Annotated in this window: 16 protein-coding genes; 9 read left to right on the top strand and 7 right to left on the bottom strand. The window is 68.8% G+C overall.

The genetic code is table 11. The features are described 5' to 3' along the window. Positions 1 to 3: 3 nt before the first annotated feature. The 6 genes from ACYVN4_RS00150 (at position 4) to ACYVN4_RS00125 (ending at position 7,613) form a co-directional block, all read left to right on the top strand. Complete coding sequence (locus ACYVN4_RS00150) at positions 4 to 915, top strand: hypothetical protein (RefSeq protein WP_460717148.1); 912 nt, start codon at positions 4 to 6, stop codon at positions 913 to 915. Continuing rightward, a complete protein-coding gene (locus tag ACYVN4_RS00145; protein ID WP_460717147.1) occupies positions 912 to 2,735 on the top strand; it encodes a fatty acid CoA ligase family protein in 1,824 nt (607 codons plus the stop codon). The genes ACYVN4_RS00150 and ACYVN4_RS00145 overlap by 4 nt, the downstream gene beginning before the upstream one ends. Beyond that, positions 2,732 to 3,001 carry a hypothetical protein gene (locus ACYVN4_RS00140; protein ID WP_460717146.1) on the top strand — a complete coding sequence of 90 codons (270 nt, stop codon included), beginning with the start codon at positions 2,732 to 2,734 and terminating at the stop codon, positions 2,999 to 3,001. The genes ACYVN4_RS00145 and ACYVN4_RS00140 overlap by 4 nt, the downstream gene beginning before the upstream one ends. Continuing rightward, on the top strand, positions 2,998 to 4,038 hold the full coding sequence (locus ACYVN4_RS00135; RefSeq protein ID WP_460717145.1) for an NAD-dependent epimerase/dehydratase family protein: 1,041 nt from the start codon (positions 2,998 to 3,000) through the stop codon (positions 4,036 to 4,038). Before ACYVN4_RS00140 ends, ACYVN4_RS00135 begins: the two co-directional genes overlap by 4 nt. 12 nt (positions 4,039 to 4,050) lie before the next feature. Then, the gene (locus ACYVN4_RS00130; RefSeq protein WP_460717144.1) at positions 4,051 to 5,235 is read left to right on the top strand and encodes a peptide synthetase; all 1,185 of its coding nucleotides are present in this window, start codon (positions 4,051 to 4,053) and stop codon (positions 5,233 to 5,235) included. A gap of 239 nt (positions 5,236 to 5,474) precedes the next feature. Continuing rightward, the gene (locus ACYVN4_RS00125; RefSeq protein WP_460718311.1) at positions 5,475 to 7,613 is read left to right on the top strand and encodes an MMPL family transporter; all 2,139 of its coding nucleotides are present in this window, start codon (positions 5,475 to 5,477) and stop codon (positions 7,611 to 7,613) included. Here the strand turns inward: ACYVN4_RS00125 and ACYVN4_RS00120 are convergent. From ACYVN4_RS00120 to ACYVN4_RS00110, 3 genes are read right to left on the bottom strand one after another with little or no spacing between them, the layout of a single operon-like run. After that, positions 7,559 to 8,365, bottom strand: coding sequence for an alpha/beta fold hydrolase (locus tag ACYVN4_RS00120; RefSeq protein ID WP_460717143.1), 807 nt, complete (start codon positions 8,363 to 8,365; stop codon positions 7,559 to 7,561). The two genes, ACYVN4_RS00125 and ACYVN4_RS00120, sit on opposite strands and share 55 nt — an antisense overlap. Continuing rightward, a complete protein-coding gene (locus ACYVN4_RS00115; protein WP_460717142.1) occupies positions 8,365 to 8,910 on the bottom strand; it encodes a dihydrofolate reductase family protein in 546 nt (181 codons plus the stop codon). The genes ACYVN4_RS00120 and ACYVN4_RS00115 overlap by 1 nt, the downstream gene beginning before the upstream one ends. After that, a complete protein-coding gene (locus ACYVN4_RS00110) occupies positions 8,907 to 9,488 on the bottom strand; it encodes a dihydrofolate reductase family protein (RefSeq protein ID WP_460717141.1) in 582 nt (193 codons plus the stop codon). Before ACYVN4_RS00110 ends, ACYVN4_RS00115 begins: the two co-directional genes overlap by 4 nt. Positions 9,489 to 9,586: 98 nt before the next feature. On the opposite strand from ACYVN4_RS00110, the gene ACYVN4_RS00105 reads away from it, so the two are divergent. After that, positions 9,587 to 10,744 carry an alpha/beta hydrolase fold domain-containing protein gene (locus ACYVN4_RS00105; protein ID WP_460717140.1) on the top strand — a complete coding sequence of 386 codons (1,158 nt, stop codon included), beginning with the start codon at positions 9,587 to 9,589 and terminating at the stop codon, positions 10,742 to 10,744. Between the two features lie 75 nt (positions 10,745 to 10,819). Here the strand turns inward: ACYVN4_RS00105 and ACYVN4_RS00100 are convergent, their stop codons facing one another. Next, positions 10,820 to 12,064 (bottom strand): cytochrome P450 family protein, encoded by a 1,245-nt coding sequence (locus tag ACYVN4_RS00100; RefSeq protein WP_460717139.1) that lies wholly within the window; start codon positions 12,062 to 12,064, stop codon positions 10,820 to 10,822. A 110-nt stretch (positions 12,065 to 12,174) separates the two neighbouring features. On the opposite strand from ACYVN4_RS00100, the gene ACYVN4_RS00095 reads away from it, so the two are divergent. After that, positions 12,175 to 12,984 (top strand): helix-turn-helix domain-containing protein, encoded by an 810-nt coding sequence (locus ACYVN4_RS00095; RefSeq protein ID WP_460717138.1) that lies wholly within the window; start codon positions 12,175 to 12,177, stop codon positions 12,982 to 12,984. Positions 12,985 to 13,017: 33 nt separating this feature from the next. On the opposite strand, the gene rsmI is transcribed toward ACYVN4_RS00095, so the two are convergent. Beyond that, positions 13,018 to 13,875 carry a 16S rRNA (cytidine(1402)-2'-O)-methyltransferase gene (gene rsmI / locus ACYVN4_RS00090; RefSeq protein ID WP_460717137.1) on the bottom strand — a complete coding sequence of 286 codons (858 nt, stop codon included), beginning with the start codon at positions 13,873 to 13,875 and terminating at the stop codon, positions 13,018 to 13,020. A gap of 107 nt (positions 13,876 to 13,982) precedes the next feature. On the opposite strand from rsmI, the gene ACYVN4_RS00085 reads away from it, so the two are divergent. Further along, complete coding sequence (locus ACYVN4_RS00085; protein ID WP_460717136.1) at positions 13,983 to 15,590, top strand: dolichyl-phosphate-mannose--protein mannosyltransferase; 1,608 nt, start codon at positions 13,983 to 13,985, stop codon at positions 15,588 to 15,590. A 12-nt stretch (positions 15,591 to 15,602) separates the two neighbouring features. Here ACYVN4_RS00085 and ACYVN4_RS00080 read toward each other — a convergent pair whose 3' ends face one another. Both ACYVN4_RS00080 and arcA read right to left on the bottom strand, forming a co-directional pair. Then, positions 15,603 to 15,977, bottom strand: coding sequence for a GntR family transcriptional regulator (locus tag ACYVN4_RS00080; protein WP_460717135.1), 375 nt, complete (start codon positions 15,975 to 15,977; stop codon positions 15,603 to 15,605). 7 nt (positions 15,978 to 15,984) lie between these two features. Continuing rightward, positions 15,985 to 17,229 (bottom strand): arginine deiminase, encoded by a 1,245-nt coding sequence (arcA, locus tag ACYVN4_RS00075; protein WP_460717134.1) that lies wholly within the window; start codon positions 17,227 to 17,229, stop codon positions 15,985 to 15,987. Positions 17,230 to 17,263 lie beyond the last annotated feature (34 nt).

Below are 17,263 nucleotides of genomic sequence, written 5' to 3'. Positions count from 1 at the left end.
AACATGGGCGTGCGCATCAAATCCACCGGAATCAGCCGGGACACCGACACTTTCAGCATCGTGGAGCTCAGCGGCCGGGCCGCGAAGCGGGCCATGGAAAGCGCGGGCATCGAGCCCGGGCAGGTCGGCGTCATGATCAACGCGGGCATCTTCCGCGACAGCAATACCGTCGAGCCCGCCGTGTCGGCGCTCATCCAGAAGGCCGCGGGCATCGGGCTGGACTACGTGAAGGAGGACCCGCGTTCGTTCTCCTTCGATCTGATGAACGCTGGCACGGGCGTGCTCAACGCGGTGCAGGTGGCGCAGGCGGTGCTGGCCACCGGTAGCGCCGAGCACGTGCTGGTCGTGTCGGGCGACACCCATCCGTCGCTCACCCGTTCCGCCGCCGACGACGAATTCCCTTACGCCACCGCCGGTGCCGCGCTGCTGCTGGAGCAGACCGACGAGCCCGAGGGCTTCGGCCGGGTGCACACCCGCGCCGCCGCGGGCACGCCCGGACTGGAGTCCTACGTGGACGCCGAGACCATGGGCGACCGCGGTCGCGGGCTGATGACCGTGGAGCGGGAGCCGGACTACCTGGAGCGGCTGCTGGCAGTCGCCGCCGAGGCTGCCCGGGCCGCACTGGCGGGCAGCGATATCGACGAGACCACCACGGCGCTCATCGCGTCCACGCCCAGCGGCGAGTTCCCGGCGCTGTTGGCCGCCGAACTCGGCATCGCGCCGGATGCGGTCTTCACCCCGGACCTGTCGCAGGGTGACCCGCACACCGCGTCGCTGCCGCTGGCGTATGACGCTGCCGTCTCGGCGGATTCGCTCGGGGCCTACCGCGACGTGCTGTTCGTCGCGGCCGGTGCCGGTCCCTCGGCCGCCGCCGTCGTCTACCGCCTCCCGGCCCTCGCGGGGGCCGCGGCGTGAGATCCGCAACCTATTGGCGGGCCATCGACCGCTTCCGCGCGGTCGCGGCCGCCGATCCGGACCGTGAGGCGGTGATCTACCCCGCGGGGAAGACCGCCTCCGGCCTCCCGGACTACCGCCACCTCACCTACCGTGAGCTCGACGAGTGGTCCGACACCATCGGCCTGCACCTGGCCGCCGCCGGGGTGGGCCGCGGCACCCGCACCATCGTGCTGGTGCTGCCCAGCCCGGAGCTGTACGCGATCATGCTGGGGCTGTTGAAGATCGGCGCCGTCCCGGTGGTCATCGATCCCGGCATGGGCCTGCGCAAGATGCTCAATTGCCTGCGCGCCGCCGACGCCGAAGCCTTCATCGGGATTCCGCAGGCGCACGCGGCGCGGGTGCTGTTCGGCAAGTACTTCCGGAAGGTGCGGGTGACTCTCACCGTCGGCCCGCGCTGGTTCTGGGGCGGCCCGACCCTGCGCGACTGGGACGCACCGGTGACCACGGGCCGCCTCGGCGACCGGCTCCGGTCCGAGCTGGAAGCGGCCGGGCCGCGCAGCGCCAAAGTCGCTGCGCGCCTGGACGAACTGCTGGCCACCTTGAAGACCGCCGGATCGAGCGCTGAGCATCGCGCCCCGTTCGACGCCTTCACCCTGCGCGAGCGGGTCCCGGCACCTGATGAGGAACTGCTGCTCATCGCCTACACGACCGGCAGCACCGGGCCCGCCAAGGCCGTGGAGATGACGCACGGCAACCTCAGCTCGATGGTCGAGCAGGTGCATGCCGCGCGCGGCCGGGTGGAACCGGGCACCTCGCTGATCACGCTGCCGTTGGTCGGGATTCTCGACATGCTGCTCGGATCCCGGTGCGTGCTACCGCCGTTGGTGCCCAGTAAGGTCGGTTCCACCGACCCGGCGCACGTGGTCGACGCGGTGAACCGGTTCGGTGTGCGGACCATGTTCGCCTCCCCTGCGGTCCTGATCCCGCTGCTGCGTCATCTCGAACAGCACCACACGCCCATCCCGACCCTGCACAGCATCTTCTCCGGCGGCGCGCCCGTCCCGGACTGGTGCATTGCCGGGCTGCGCCGGGTGCTGGCCGAGGACGCGGAGGTGTACGCGGGCTACGGCTCCACCGAGGCGCTGCCCATGTCCACCATCGAATCCCGGGAACTCCTGGACGGTTTGGCCGAGCGCGCCCAGCTGGGCGACGGCACCTGTGTGGGACAGCCCGCCGAGGGCGTGCGGGCGCAACTGGTCGCCATCACCGACGATCCGCTGCCCACCTGGGCGCAGGTCCAGGCCCGTGAGACCGAACTGGTGGGCACCCGCGGGATCGGCGAGCTGGTGGTCTCCGGGCCGAATGTGAGCACCCGCTACTACTGGCCGGAAGCGGCGAACCTGGCGGGCAAGATCCGCGACGGCGACGTGGTGTGGCATCGCACCGGCGACCTGGCCTGGATCGACGGCGAGGGCCGGATCTGGTTCTGCGGCCGCAAGAGTCAGCGGCTCTCGACCGCCGACGGGCCGATGTTCTCGGTGCAGGTCGAGCAGGTCTTCAATCCGCTGCCGGGCATCGCGCGCACCGCGCTGGTGGGTGTGGGCACGCGCGGCACCCAGCTGCCGGTGCTCTGCGTCGAGGCGCTGCCGGGCGCGGATCACACCGTGCTGATCGCCGAACTGCGCAAGCGCGCGGCCGAATTCGAGGTCACCGCACCGGTTTCCACCTTCCTGTTCCACCCGAAGTTCCCGGTCGACATCCGCCACAATGCCAAGATCGGCCGCGAACAACTCGCGGTCTGGGCGGCGGAGCAGCTCGGGAAGGTGGATGGACGATGAAGGTGACTGTGCTGCGGGCGATTCCGGTACTGGGGTGGCTGTACCTGGCCCTGGGTCTACTGCTGGCGGCGGGCGATCGCGCACCCGCCAATCGGCTGCTGCGGGCGGTGTTCTGGATCGACGCGTTCCTCAGCATCGTGGTGCACGCGGCGCAGATCCCGGCGGCGCTGAAAGCCACGGCGGGAACGGATCATTCGCCGGTGAAGACGGCGGCCATGACGCAGATCTTCGGAATCACGTGGTGGAAAACTCAGGAGGCGGCGTGAAGGCACTGGTGACGGGTGCGTCCGGATTCCTGGGCGGGGCGCTGGTGCGCCGCCTGGTCCGCGACGGCGACTACGAGGTGGCCATTCTGGCCCGGGCCACCAGCAATCTGCGCGACCTCTACGAGGTGATCGACCAGATCGAGATCATCACCGGTGACCTCACCGACCAGGTCTCGCTGGAACGCGCCACCAAGGGCGTGGATGTGGTCTTCCACAGCGCCGCCCGGGTGGACGATCGCGGCACCCGCGCGCAGTTCGTGGCCGAGAATGTCACGGCCACCGAGAATCTGGTGCGCGCAGCCAAGCGCAGCGGGACCTCGCGATTCGTATTCATCTCCAGCCCCAGTGCGTTGATGGACCGCGACGGCGGCGACCAGGTGAACATCGACGAATCGGTGCCGTACCCGCAGCGGTACCTGAACCTGTACTCGGAGACCAAGGCCGAGGCCGAACGCCTCGTGTTGGCTTCCAACACAGCGGAATTCGCCACCTGTGCCCTGCGTCCGCGGGCCATCTGGGGTGCGGGCGACCGGTCCGGCCCGATCGTGCGGCTGCTGGGGCGCGCGGCGGAGGGCACGCTGCCAGATCTGTCCTACGGCAAGCAGGTCGAAGCCTCGCTGTGCCACGTGGAGAACATCGTCGAGGCGTGCGTGCTGGCCGCGCGGTCCGAGAATGTCGGCGGCAAGCCGTATTTCATCGCCGATGCCGAGCAGACCGACGTGTGGGGCTTCCTCGGTGAGGTCGCCACCGGTCTGGGCTATCCGAAGCCGACCCGGCAGCCGAATCCGCGCGTGCTGAACGCGATCGTGGCCGCCATCGAAACGGTGTGGCGCATACCGTTCGTCGCCACCCGCTGGTCACCGCCGCTGTCGCGCTATGTGGTGGCCTTGATGACCCGCACCGCTACCTACGACACCACCGCCGCCGCACACGATTTCGGCTACCGGGCGATCGTGGACCGCGACACCGGGCTCGCCGATTTCCTGGCGTGGCTCGAAACCCAGGGCGGCGTAGTGGCTCTCAACGAGAAGATCTAGGCAGGTAGGCACATGTTCCGCCGTCCCATCTCCCCCACCGAACTCATCTACTTCCCCATGCGGGACCTGGCTCCGCCGTTTCTGATGCAGCTGGTGGTGGAGGGCGAGGGCAGCATCGAACCGGAGGCGTTGCGGGCCGCGGTCGCCACCGCGGCCGCCGCGAATCCCGGTGCGCGCCTGGTCCGCGCCGGGAAGGAGTGGGTCGACAGCGGTGTCGCGCCGGACGTGCGCGTCGTCGATCACGCGCTGCAATACCCGGCGCTGGAAGCGGATCCGGTGCTCACCAGCCCGATCGGGCCAACCCCGGAATCCACGGTGGAGGTGCTGCTGCTCACCGGCGCTCCCACCACCCTGGTGTTCCGGGTCTTCCACGGCGTCATGGACGGCATGGGCATGGTCATGTGGGCCACCGACGTGCTGCGGGTGCTGCGCGGCGAGGAGCCTCTCGGCGCACCGGACCCGATCGCGGATGCCGAACTGGTGCGCAAGGTCGGCGCTCCGGGTCGGCCCACGCTCATGCTGCCGAAGTTCCGTTCGGCGCTCGGGCACGGCCGCCAGGATCCGGGTGAGCACCGGCATCTGTTGCGCACCCGCACCATTCACGCCACCGGGTCCGGCGCGCTCATGCGGGTGGCGGCGCTGCTGGCCGACGAGGGCGGGCCGCTCTCGCGCATCATGATCCCCGTCGATATCCGCCGCCACGATCCGGCGCTGCGCTCCACCGCCAATCTCGCGCTGCCGCTGTTCCTGGATGTGCGGCCCGGCATGGACTGGAAGCAGCTCAACGAGATCAAGCGCGCGGGGCTGAAGGGCAACCTCGAGCTCAACCAGATGGACAACGGCGGCCTGAAGTACCTGCCCCAGGCGGCCGGTCGCGGCCTGCTGCGCACCCTCAACGTCCTGGGCGCGCGCACCGGCCGGAACCTGGCGTCGGCCACCGTCTCCCACATGGGTCGCTACGACCTCGACGCGCTCGCGGTCCCCGGCTTCGCCCCCACCGCCATCAAGGTCATGCCCCAGCACAGCGTCGCCATGCCCCTGCTCATGGGTATGACCGAATGCGGCGGCCGCACCGAACTCACCGTCTCCGTCCGCAACGGCCGCGGCATCCCCGAACGCCTCGACGCCCTGCTCGACCGCATCGTCCGCACCTTGGAAAGCGAACTGACGCCGACCAATTCGACGACAACCCGCTGACCGGCCGACCCGCTGTCGGCTGGCCCTCGGCCCGCTGGGCCGGGCAGCCACCACCGTCATCCCGGCGTGCCCTTGGCCGGGATCCACACCCGCAACGACACCACCGGCTCGAGTGGATTCCGGCCACAAGCACGCCGGAATGACGAAGAGCAGCTGCATCTTCCACAGGATCGGAGTGCCTCATGACCGTCGTCGACAGTTCGCCGGAGGTCGCCGCGGCCGTTGAGCCGGGTGGGCCTATTGCCGCCTGGGCTCGGGTTGTGGTGGCTCGGCCCAAGACCGTATTGGTGGTCGCCGTGTTGTTCGCGCTGGGACTCGGGCTGTTCGCGGCCGGGTTGCAGCAGCGGGTGAGTTCGGCCGGGTTCGTGGTGCCGAAGGGGGAAGCCGCGTCGGTGGACGCATGGGTGACCGAACGGCTGGGGCCGCAGAACCCGGATGTGATCGCCATTTACACCGCGCCGGAGGGGCAGTCGCTGGCCGATATCGGGCCGCAGGTGACGGCCGCGATCGGGAAGATCGATCCGGCGCTGCTGGATCGGCCGGTCGAAAGCTTCTGGAACAGTCCACGATCCTCGTACCTGCGGTCGACGGATGGCCGGCAGGCGGTCGCCGTGGTGTTCTCGGCGGGCAATGACAATCAGCGGGTCGCGGAGTATCCGAAAATTGCTGCTGCGCTGCGGGTTCCGGGGCTCGACACCAAGTTGACCGGGTACAGCGCGCTCGCCGACACCATCAGCGATCAGTCGCGGCACGATCTGGTACTGGCCGAATCGATCTCGATTCCGTTGACCGCCTTGGTGCTGGTGCTGGTGTTCGGCGGCGTGGTGGCCGCCTCGCTGCCGGTGCTCATCGGCACGCTGTCGGTGGTGGGCGCGCTGGGCGCGGTCGGGATCACGGCGCGGCTGACCGAGGTCAGCGTGTTCGCCATGAACGTGGTGTCGCTGCTGGGGCTCGGATTGGCCATCGACTACGGGCTTTTCATTGTCGGCCGGTTCCGCGAGGAGTTGCGGCAGGGCGGCTCGACCGAGGAGGCGGTGACCGCGAGTCTGCGCACCGCCGGGCGCACGGTGCTGTTCTCGGCGCTGCTGCTCATGTGCGCCTTCGCGGGCACCTTCGTCTTCCCGCTCGCAGTTCTGCGCTCGCTCGGCATCGGCGCGATCGCGGCGGTCGGTCTGGCCGCTCTGCTCTCGGTGACCGCGCTGCCCGCGATTCTGGCCCTGTTGGGCCCGCGCATCGGCAAGTGGAGTTGGCGCGCGGACGCCTTCGATCGATCCGAGGAACGCGCACAACGCTTCTGGGGACGGGTCGTCACCGCTGTCATGCGGCGTCCCGGCACCGTGGCCATCGCGGTCGGCGCGATCCTGCTGGTCCTCGCCGCACCGCTGACCGGCGTCCGGCTCGGCGACATCGACCACACCGCATTGCCCGCGGGCAATGAAACCCGCACCGCCGTCGACGAATTGAGCGCGCACTTCCCGTCCGCCAACAGCGGCGCGACCGTCCTGCTGCGCCAAGCCGACGGCAGCACACCGACTCCGGCGGCCATCAGCACGGCTTTGCGCGAGATCAGCGGTGTGAAGGGCGTCCGGCAGGCCACGGCGCTGGACACGCGTGACAACACCACCGTCATCCACGCCGCGCTCGCCGCCCCGGACCGCTCGCCGCGCGCCCAGGACATCGTGCGCGACCTGCGCGCACTGCACCCGGACGGGCTGGACCTGCGCGTCGGCGGGGAGAGCGCCAGTACCGTCGACAGCATCGCCGCCGTCCTGGACCGGCTGCCGCTCATGATCGCGGTCATGGTCGCGGTCACGCTGCTCATGCTGGCCCTGGCGTTCCGCTCGATCGTGCTGCCGCTCAAGGCCGTACTGATGGCGTTCCTGAGCCTGACGGCCACCTTCGGGGTGCTGACCTGGATCTTCGATCAGGGACACCTGGCGGGCGTGCTGCACATCAGCGTCGGTCCGCTGTCGGCGGGCATGATGGTGTTGATCATCGCCGTGGTGTTCGGCCTGTCCACCGACTACGAGGTGTTCCTGCTCTCGCGCATGGTGGAGGCGCACGACGCCGGGGCGGACACCGAGGAATCCGTTCGTGTCGGAACCGTCCAGACGGCGCGCGTGATCACCGCCGCCGCAACGCTTCTCGTGCTGATTACCGGGGCGTTCACGCTCTCGCCGCTCACCCCGATGCGGTTCCTCGGCCTGGGCATGGTGATCGCGTTGATCATCGACGCCACCCTGGTCCGCATGCTGCTGGTACCGGCCCTGGTCAAGCTGATGGGGCCCGCCAACTGGTGGGCCCCGGGTAATCGGAGTAAGGGTCAGCCGAAGAATTCGATCAGTGCGGGCGCCAGAACCGGAGCCTTGACCAGGTGAGTCTGGCCGGGCAGCACCTGGTGCTTCGCACCCGGAATCGCCTGGGCCAGTGCCTCATTGGCATTGCGCATCCAGGCCGGGCTCTTGCTGCCCGCGATCACGATGACCGGAGCCCCGAGCTGGGTCCAGCGATCCGCGGGCAGCTTGTGCCCGCGCTGGAACTGCTCCACGTACTGGATGTCGTATGCCATGGTCGGGGCCACCGTCTTGAGGTGGCTCCAGCCCGGGAAGAGCGGGAACGCGGCCACCAGCAGCGCGGGCAGGCGCACACCCTGGCGCATGAAGTACTTGATCGCGTCGCCGTTCTTGCCCTGCGCCAGCAGCGCATGCAGATGCTCGATGTAATCGTCGGGCAGCGGCGGGCGGGTGGCGTCGACCACGAACGGGACCTCGTAGAGCGCGACCTTGCGAGCCGTCCGCCCGCTGCGCAGGTAGTCCAGGATCATGCCGGCACCGGACGAGATGCCGTACAGCATCACCGGTTCCCCGGCCAGGTCGACGACGGCATCGAGATCCTCGTATTCGCGCTCGATGTCGACCGGCAGCGTTTCGCCGCTGTCACCGCGGCCCCGGCGGTCGTAGGTGTAGACGGTGTACTTGCTCGAAAGTTCCTCGGCCAGTGACTTGTTCGGCCCGAATTCCTGCGCGGCCAGCCCGCCGTCGACGAGTACCACGACCGGGCCCGAACCGTAGCGGGTGTAGGCGATGGCGGTGCCGTCCTTGGAGTCGACGATGCCTTTGGTGGGTTCCATCAGATGTCCTTCGTGTAAGTCAGGGATTGGATACCGCTACCGAAAGTGGTTGCGGCGGAGAGGCGTAACGGAATGCGGGGGCCGATGTCGGCGAACAGCCGCTCGCCCGAGCCCACCACGAGGGGGTGCACCATGAGGGTGAGATCGTCGAGCAGTCGATGCTCGAGCAGTGTCCGCACCAGGCTGATGCTGCCGTGCACCGCGATCGCGAGACCCGGTGCAGCCTGGAGCTCGGTGAGCTCCTCGACCAGCCGCTCCGGAGCGAGCACCGTGGTGCCCTTCCAGTCCGGATCCCGCAGCGTCGAGGACACCACCAGCCGCGGCGTCAGGTTGAACCAGTCGGCCATCTCGCCGTCGCGGTCCGGCCAGGCCCCCGCAAAAATGTCGTAGGTCTTGCGGCCCAGCAGCAGGGTGTCGGCGGCACGCAGACCGGCCATCACCGCCTCCTGAGTGGCCTCGTCGTGGTACGGAAAGTGCCAGTTCTCCGGCGCTTCCACCACGCCGTCGAGGGAGACGTAGACGTTGGCGGTGACGCGGCGGGTCATGCCTGCGCCTGCCGCGAGTAGGTCAGCGCCACCACACCGCAGTCCAGCGGGCGGGAATCGGTGAGGGTGAAGGTGGCGGGCAGCTGATCCGCGGTGAACAACCGCGCTCCCGGACCGCCCAGGATGAGCGGGAACACCAGCAACAGCAGCTCATCGAGCAGGTCCTCGGCGATCAGCCAGCGGATCAGGGTGCCGCTGCCGCCGATGCCGATCTGGCTGTGCCGGTCCTTGAGCGCGGTCATCTCCTTGACCAGGTTGTCCCGCAGGATCGTGGTGTTGTTCCAGTCCGAGGACTCCAGGGTGGTGGAGACGACGTACTTGGGCATGGCGTTCACCGCGTCGAAGTACGGGCCGGACTGGGTGGTGAAGAACATCTTCAGGTTCTCGTAGGTGGTGCGGCCCAGCAGCATGGCGTCATTGCCCGCCATCAGCTCGCCGACCGCCTGCTGTACCTGCGCGTCGTTGAAATAGGCCCCGGTGTGGGGGTCGGTCGGTGAGATCGACGGGCTGAGACCGGTCCAGCCGCTCTCCGTCACGCCGTCGAGTGAAAGGTACTGCCCTGCAACAATTTTTCCCATGCGTCTACGGTCGCAGTTTTGAGAAGCCCAAGGAATTGCCGGGTCAGCAAGACAGCGATGCCGCTGCGGCATGAATGCGGGAGGGGCATACTCGGGCCATGGTCGAGCCGCTACCTCAGACCCCCGAGGGCGTGGAACTCCGGCACCTGCGCGCCTTCGTCGCGGTCGCCGAGGAACTGAACTTCGGCCGCGCGGCGCAGCGGCTGTATGTCACCCAGCCCGCGCTGAGCCGGACCATCCGCTCGTTCGAGAAGCTGGTGGGCTGCGATCTGTTCCATCGCAATACCCGCAGCGTGGGCCTCACCCCGGCGGGCGCGGCGCTCCTGGATCGGACCCGCGACGTGCTCGCCGACCTGGACGGTGCGCTGATGGCGGCCCGCGCGGCGGGCGGGGAACTCACCGCGCGCATGGACCGGCTGTGGAGTCCGGTGGAGGACACCTTCAACGGCGACCTCGCGCCCATGCGATCGGCCTTCGAGGCCATGCACGCGGAGTTCCCGCTGCCCGAAGGCGTCACGCTCGAGCCGGTGAACGCCGGCGGAGTGCCGGGCATTCAGCTGATTCCGGCCGGGGACGCCGACACGGTGGCGGTCTACGCACACGGCGGCGGCTTCATGATGGGGTCGGCCTACGGCTACCGCGGCATGGCGGGCGCGGTCGCGCAGGCCGGGCGGACCCGGGTGCTGGTGCCCGAATACCGGCTCGCGCCGGAACATCCCTTCCCGGCCGCGCGCGACGACATGCTCACCGCCTACCGGTGGCTGCTGAACACCGGTCGAGGACCGGAACAGATTGCGCTGGTGGGTGATTCGACCGGAGCGATGCTCCTGCTGGCGGCGCTGGTACGGGCTCGCGACGACGGGCTGCCGATGCCGCGCGCGACCGTCCTGATGTGTCCCGCCGTCGATTTCTACGCGCCGGAGGACGATCCGCCCGCGGATATCGAGCAGCACATGCGATTTCAGAACGCCTACCTGGCGGGGATCCCGGCCACCGATCCGGAGGCCAACCCGATGTGCGCGGATCTGCGCGGCCTGCCGCCGACCCTGGTGCAGTACGGCGAGTTCGACGCGCTGGGACGCCATACGAACCTGCTCGTCGCACGGCTACAGGAGCACGGGAATGCGCTGCGGCACACCAGTTTCCCGGTCGAGGGGCACGCCTTCCAGATCTATTGGTCGTTCCACCCCGAGGCGGCCGAGGCCGTCCAGCAGGTCGGCGACTTTCTGCAGAAACCGGCCCCGGTCACGCCCTGAGCCCTGCCTCGGCCCGCGGAGATGCGCGCACAACCCCCTTCGTCGTGCGCACATCTCGACGGGCCGACGCCCGGCTCAGGGGCGCAGACGTACCGGCAGACCGGTCAGACCGCGCACGATCAGGGATTTGCGCCAGGACAATTCGGCCCCGGCGGCCAATTCCAGGTCCGGGTAGGCGGCCAGCAGGCGGGTCAGCGCGACCGTGCCCTCCGTGCGCGCCAGCGGCGCACCGACACAGCGGTGAATGCCGTAGCCGAAGGCGAGATGGTTCTTGTCGGCGCGATCCAGGTCCACCCGATGCGGGTCGGTGAAGCGGGCCGGGTCGCGGTCGGCGGCGGCCATCGACACCAGAATGCGCTGCCCGGCCGGGATTTCGACGCTGCCGAGGGTGACCGGGACCGTGGTGTAGCGGAAGGTGGCCTCGCTCGCCGGGGACTCGTAGCGCAGCACCTCCTCTACGAAATCCGGTATCCGTTCCGGGTCTTCGACGAGAGTGTCCCGAAGGGTCTTGTCCGACAGCAGAATCGCGACCGCGTTCGAGATGAGGTTGACCGTGGTCTCGAAACCGGCGACCAGCAGCAGGAACACCATGCTGATCAGCTCGCGATGCGAGAGCCGGTCGCCGTCCTCGCTGACCGTGATGAGTTCGGAGAGCAGGTCGTCGGCGGGCGCGTCCCGCTTGGCGCGAATCAGCGCGTCGATGTAGGCGACGAACTGCTGTACGGCCGCGCCGCGGGCCTCCATGGTCTCGTCGTTGGACACGAGGGTGGTCGACCAGGCTCGGAAGTTGTCGCGCTCCTCGTTGGGCACACCCAGCAGCTCGCAGATGACGAGCATGGGCAGCGGAAAAGCGTAGTCGTCCAGCAGATCCTGATCGACGGCCGAATACGCGGCCAGACCAGCCAGCAGGGTATCGGCCAACTCGGTGATGCGCGGGGCCATTTCGCGCACCGCGCGGCCGCTGAAGGCCCGGTTGACCAGGGTACGCAGCCGGGTGTGCTGCGGCGGGTCGTAGAAGACCATCATGTCGCCGAACATGGCGGCGGAGATCTGCGCGCCCGCACCCTCCCCCGACAGCGCGGCACGCGCGCCCTCGGACTTGAGCACCTTGCTGATGGTGGGATCCAGGAAGGTCGCCTTGGCCGCGTCGTAATCGGTGATCAGCCAACCGGTTCCGCCGTCGGGGAAACGCACCAGATGCGCCGGACCGTGCGCGCGCAGCCGGTCGTAGGCGGCGTGCGGGTGCTGGTAGAAGTCCTCGGTCAGTTCGAACGGCTCGAGCGCCGATTCGCCTGCCGCGACAGCGGTCTCGTGCCCCATGATCGGGGACTCTAACAGTGCCCGGCGTTAGCGGCCCGGCCATCGACCTCCCTCGCCACTGCATACACTCGCAGTGCATACACCCCGAAGGATCGAGAACCCGCTACACCATGCACGAACCCGAAAACCCCACGCTGGGACAGTTTTTCACCTTGCTGCGACAGCGTGAGGAGCAGCGGCGTCACGACGCCGGTACCCTGCCGCCGAATCGAAAACTCAGCCGCGAGAAGGCCGCGGGCGAAGCCCACATCACCGCCAGCTACCTGACCAAGCTGGAGCGGGACGAGGTCGGGCGGGTCGATATCGGGATCCTGCGTCAGCTCACCGACACCTATCGCGCCGATGACGAGCAGTGGCGCTACGCCTGCGATCTCGCCGGGTACGCCTCGCCCTATCCGGCCTGGCCGGGCCTCGATACCACCCAGCACATGCCGGCTCTGGAGGTCTTCCAGGCGGCGCTGACCCCGATCATGCACACCGAAATGGCCGAGGCCACCGGTGATCTGGTGTCGTTCTACACGCCGCAGCGGCGACTGCTCGCCGCCAACGCCGCCTATTACGACACCTTCCCCACGCATCGGCCGGGGATGTACCTACTGGAGTGGTCGTTCACCGACGAGGCCAAGCAGGTCATGATCAACTGGGATGATCAGGCCGATGTCGGGGTTGCCTGGCACCGCGGCATCATCGGCCGCTACGGGCACACCGACTGGGCGCAGGAGCAGCACCGCAGGCTGTGGGAGTTCCCCGAATTCCGGCACAAGTGGCAGAACGTGGAGGTCGCGTACTCCCGTGCGCTCAGCGCCGAAACCCGGGTTCGCCGGGCCGACGGCGAATTCATCATGATCATGGAGAACTGGCAGTTGCAGCATCACCTGCCCATCACGCGTTCCCGTGGCCGCCTGGAGCGCTGCGCGTAATCCCGGCCTGCCCGTGCGGGATTCGGCGCGGTGCTACTCGCCGGAGCGAGCCGCCAGCACCGCGTCGTACAGCTCCCGCCGGGACGCCCCGGTGGCCGCGGACACCTCCGCGCACGCGTCCTTGAGCCGCAGCCCCGACCCGATCAGCGCCTCCACCTGTCCGACCAGATCGGCAGGTGCCTCCGAAACCGGTTGCGCGCCTTCCAGTACCACGGTGATCTCGCCGCGCGCACCCTCGACCGCCCAGGCGGCCAGCTCGGCGAGCGTGCCACGCACCACCTCCTCATAGGTCTTGGTCAGCTCCCGGCACACCGCCGCGCGCCGATCCGGACCGAGCACCTCGACCGCGTCGGCCAGGCAATCCGCCAGCCGATGCGGAGCCTCGAAGAACACCACCGCCCGCGCCTCGGACGTCAACGACCGCAACCACTCCTTGCGCTGCCCACCCTTGCGCGGCGGAAACCCGTCGAATGCGAACCGCTCCACCGGCAGCCCCGACAACGCCAACGCCGTCGTCACCGCCGACGGCCCCGGCAGACATGTGATCGGCAACCCGGCCTCAACACACGCCGCCACCATCCGATACCCCGGATCACTCACCGACGGCATCCCCGCGTCGGTCACCAGCAGCACGGTCTTCCCGCCCCGAATCTCCTCCAGCAGCATCGGAATCCGAGCCGTCTCGACATGGTCGTAAAAACTCACCACCCGCCCGGCGATCTCCACCCCCATCGCCTTGGCCAACGACTTCGTCCGCCGAGTGTCCTCCGCGGCCACCACCTCCGCAGCCCCCAACGCCTCCCGCAACCGCTGCGAAGCATCCCCGACATCCCCCATCGGCGTCGCCGCCAGCACCAGCCGCCCCCGGGAGGAGGTGGGATCCGCGCTCATTGCGCTCCTTTTCGTCGATGGTCGGAGAACCTGCCACCGACTCTATCCACGCCCGCACGGCTCACCGGGGCGGGACTCGGAGGCCGGTTGCGCTTACGATCGACGGCGTGACCCAGGTGACCGACGTGCGACCGGCAGCGGTGGGGGCTGAGACGGCGGGGCTGTCGAGTCCGGCTCCGCTGCTGCCCTCTCCCGATTTCGGGCCCACGGATTGGGCCCGGGGGTGGGCGGTCACGCTGTTTCTGACGGTTATCACCGCCATCACCCGGTTCCTGTTCCTCAACTATCCGACGGATCTGCACACACCCGTCTTCGACGAGAAGCATTACGCGCCGCAGGGCTGGCAGGTGCTCACCGGCGGCGGGGTGGAGGACAATCCGGGCTACGGGCTGGTGGTGCATCCACCGGTCGGCAAGCAGATGATCGCGATCGGGGAGGCGATCTTCGGGTATTCGCCGTGGGGGTGGCGCTTCACCGCCGCGATCTCCGGAACCCTGATCGTGCTGTTGACGATTCGCATCGTGCGGCGCATGACCCGGTCCACCCTGATCGGCGCATTCGCGGGCATCCTGCTGATCTGCGACGGACTCACCTTCGTGTCCTCGCGCATCGGCATGCTCGACATCTTCCAAGCCCTGTTCGTCGTCGCCGCCTTCGGCTGCCTGGTAGTGGATCGCGACGATATCCGGACCCGGATCGCGCTCGTCGCCGCCGAAGGCCGCATCGACGACAGCGACTACGGACCTCGATTCGGGGTGCGCTGGTGGCGGTTCGGCGCGGGCCTCATGCTCGGATTGGCCTGCGGCACCAAATGGTCCGGCGCGTACTGGATCATCGGCTTCGCGGCCTTGAGCCTGGCCTTCGACCTTTCGGCCCGGCGCGGCTACCGGGTACGGCGCCCTTGGGCGGGCGTCGCGGTCCGCGACCTCGGGCCCACCATCTACGCACTGTGCGTCATCCCGCTCTTCGTGTACCTGGCCTCCTTCTGGGGCTGGTTCGCCAGCGAGACCAGCTACGACCGCTACGCGGTCGGGGTCCGGGTCGGGCGCGGCGGCGACTTCTCCTGGGTGCCGAGCGCCCTGCGCGGACTCTGGTACTACGGCGGCGAGGTGCTCACCTTCCACCAGGGACTCACCAACTCCGCGGGCAATCACCATCCGTGGGAATCCAAGCCGTGGACCTGGTTCATGGGGTTGCGGCCGATGCTCTACTACTACGCCGACACCAATGTGAGCGGCTGCGGCCAGGCCACCTGCGTGAAGGCCGTCATGGCGATCGGCACCCCGGCGCTGTGGTGGATCTGCTTCCCCGTGCTCGGCTGGGCCATCTGGCGCAGCGCGGTGCGGCGGGATTGGCGCTATGCCGCCGTCCTGGTCGGCTACGGCGCTGGCATCCTGCCCTGGTTCCTGGATCTGGACCGGCAGATGTACTACTTCTACGCCGTCCCGCTCGCGCCGTTCCTGGCCATGGGTGTGGCGCTGGCGCTGGGCGACATCCTCGGGCACGCCCCACCCAGCGGGCGACGGCTCTCGGGCGCACCCGGATGGCAGTACTTCGCGCCGCAGAGCGAGCGACAAGGCTTGGGGCTCTTGCTGGTCTGCGTCTATCTGGCGCTGGTCATCGCCAACTTCATCTGGCTCTGGCCGATCCTGACCGGCATGCCGATCACGCCGAGCAGCTGGCACGAACACTTGTGGCTGCCCAGCTGGCGCTGAGAACCCGAACCGCTAACTGATCGTTCGGGTTTCGCCGAGCGCCGCGTGCAGGTAGCGCACGGCCGCCTCGTCGCCCAGGCCCAGGCGGCGGATCACCGCGACGTATTCCGTCGCCGCCCGGCCCGCCAGGTCCCGCGTCGGATCTCCCGACGAGGCGATGAAAGAGCCGAGCCGCCCCCGGGTTTCGAGGACGCCGTCCTGCTCCAGCTCACGGTAGGCCCGCGCCACCGTGTTCGGAGCCAGCTTCAGCGTCGCCGCCAAGGCCCGGACAGTGGGGATCTTGGTCCCGGCGGCCAGTTCCCCGGAGCGCACCCGGGCGATGATGCCCTGGCGCAACTGCTCGTAGGGCGGGACCGTCGAGTGGTGGTCGACCGGGATGTCCAGCATGGCTTCATCACACCTCGTCACGCGACAACGGGCAGGACAGGCAGCGCGGACCGCCACGGCCGGAACCCAACTCGGAGCCGGGAATGCGCAGCACCTCGATTCCGGCGTCTTCGAGCCGCGCATTGGTGTTCTCATTGCGTTCGTAGGCCACCACCACCCCCGGGGCCAGGGCGAGGGTGTTGTTGCCGTCGTCCCACTGTTCACGTTCGGCGGTGACGCCGTCCAGACCGGTGTCGACCACCCGTAGCTTCCCGATGCCCATGGCCTCGGCCGCCACCCGCAGGAACGGATCCGGCCCGGCGATACTCACCCCGAGCTTCTCGCCCGCACCGCCGTCCTCCCTGCGAATGGTGAAGGCGCACAGTTCATTCTGGATGGCCGGGTACATGACCACCGCGTCCACGTCCACCATGGTGCAGACGGTGTCGAGATGCATGGTCGCACGGGTCTGCTCGATCGGCACCACGAGCACGGTGTGCGCCAGGTCGTCCTCGAAGAGGCTGCGTGCCAAGGCTTCCGCACCCGCCGCGGTGGTGCGCTCCCCCACCCCGACGGCCACCACGCCCGGTGCGAGCAGCAGCACGTCACCGCCCTCGATAGGCGCCTGATGCGATTCGTAAGCGCGCCGCACCCCCAGAAAGCGCGGGTGGAAGGCGTAAATCAGGTCAGTGAGCGAGGTTTCGCGGGCGCGCGCCGGGAGCGCCAGCGAGGTGATGGCCACCCGCCGCCCCACCCAGAACGAGGAATCGCGGGTGAACAGCAGATTGGGCAGCGGGTCGATGACGAAGTCGTGCCCGTGATGCATGCGCCGCACCAGCGAGGTGGCGTCCGCGCCGAAGGGCAGTTCGTCGAATGTCATGCCCGACATGAGAATCTGCGCCAGCTCCGGTGCGGGCACCCTTCTCAGGTGCGCCGCCAGCTCGTCGGCGAGCACGTGGCCGAGTCGCCGCGCGTCCACCGCGCCCGAAATGCCCTGAATCCGTGCCGCGCCGCTGTGCTGGATGGTCTCGGTCAGCAGATCCGCCAGCAGCAGCACCTCGACCCCGCGCCCGCGCAACACCTCGGCGAAGGCGTCGTGCTCCTGCTGGGCGCGCTCGACCCAGGGAATGGCGTCGAACAGCAACTGGTCGTTATTGCGCGGGGTGAGCCGGCGCAGCTCGTCGCCCGGGCGGTGCAACAGCACCGTGCGCAGCGCGCCGACCTCCGAGGTCACGGAAAACGGTCGCGCCGTGGGTGCGGCCTTTGTTCCCATGACACGACGGTAGTTCCCTTCGGCACGGATGGCA

This window comes from Nocardia heshunensis (assembly GCF_054782115.1).
The sequence above is the reverse complement of the archived record's forward strand: the minus strand, read 5'-3'. Positions and strand labels throughout refer to the sequence as shown.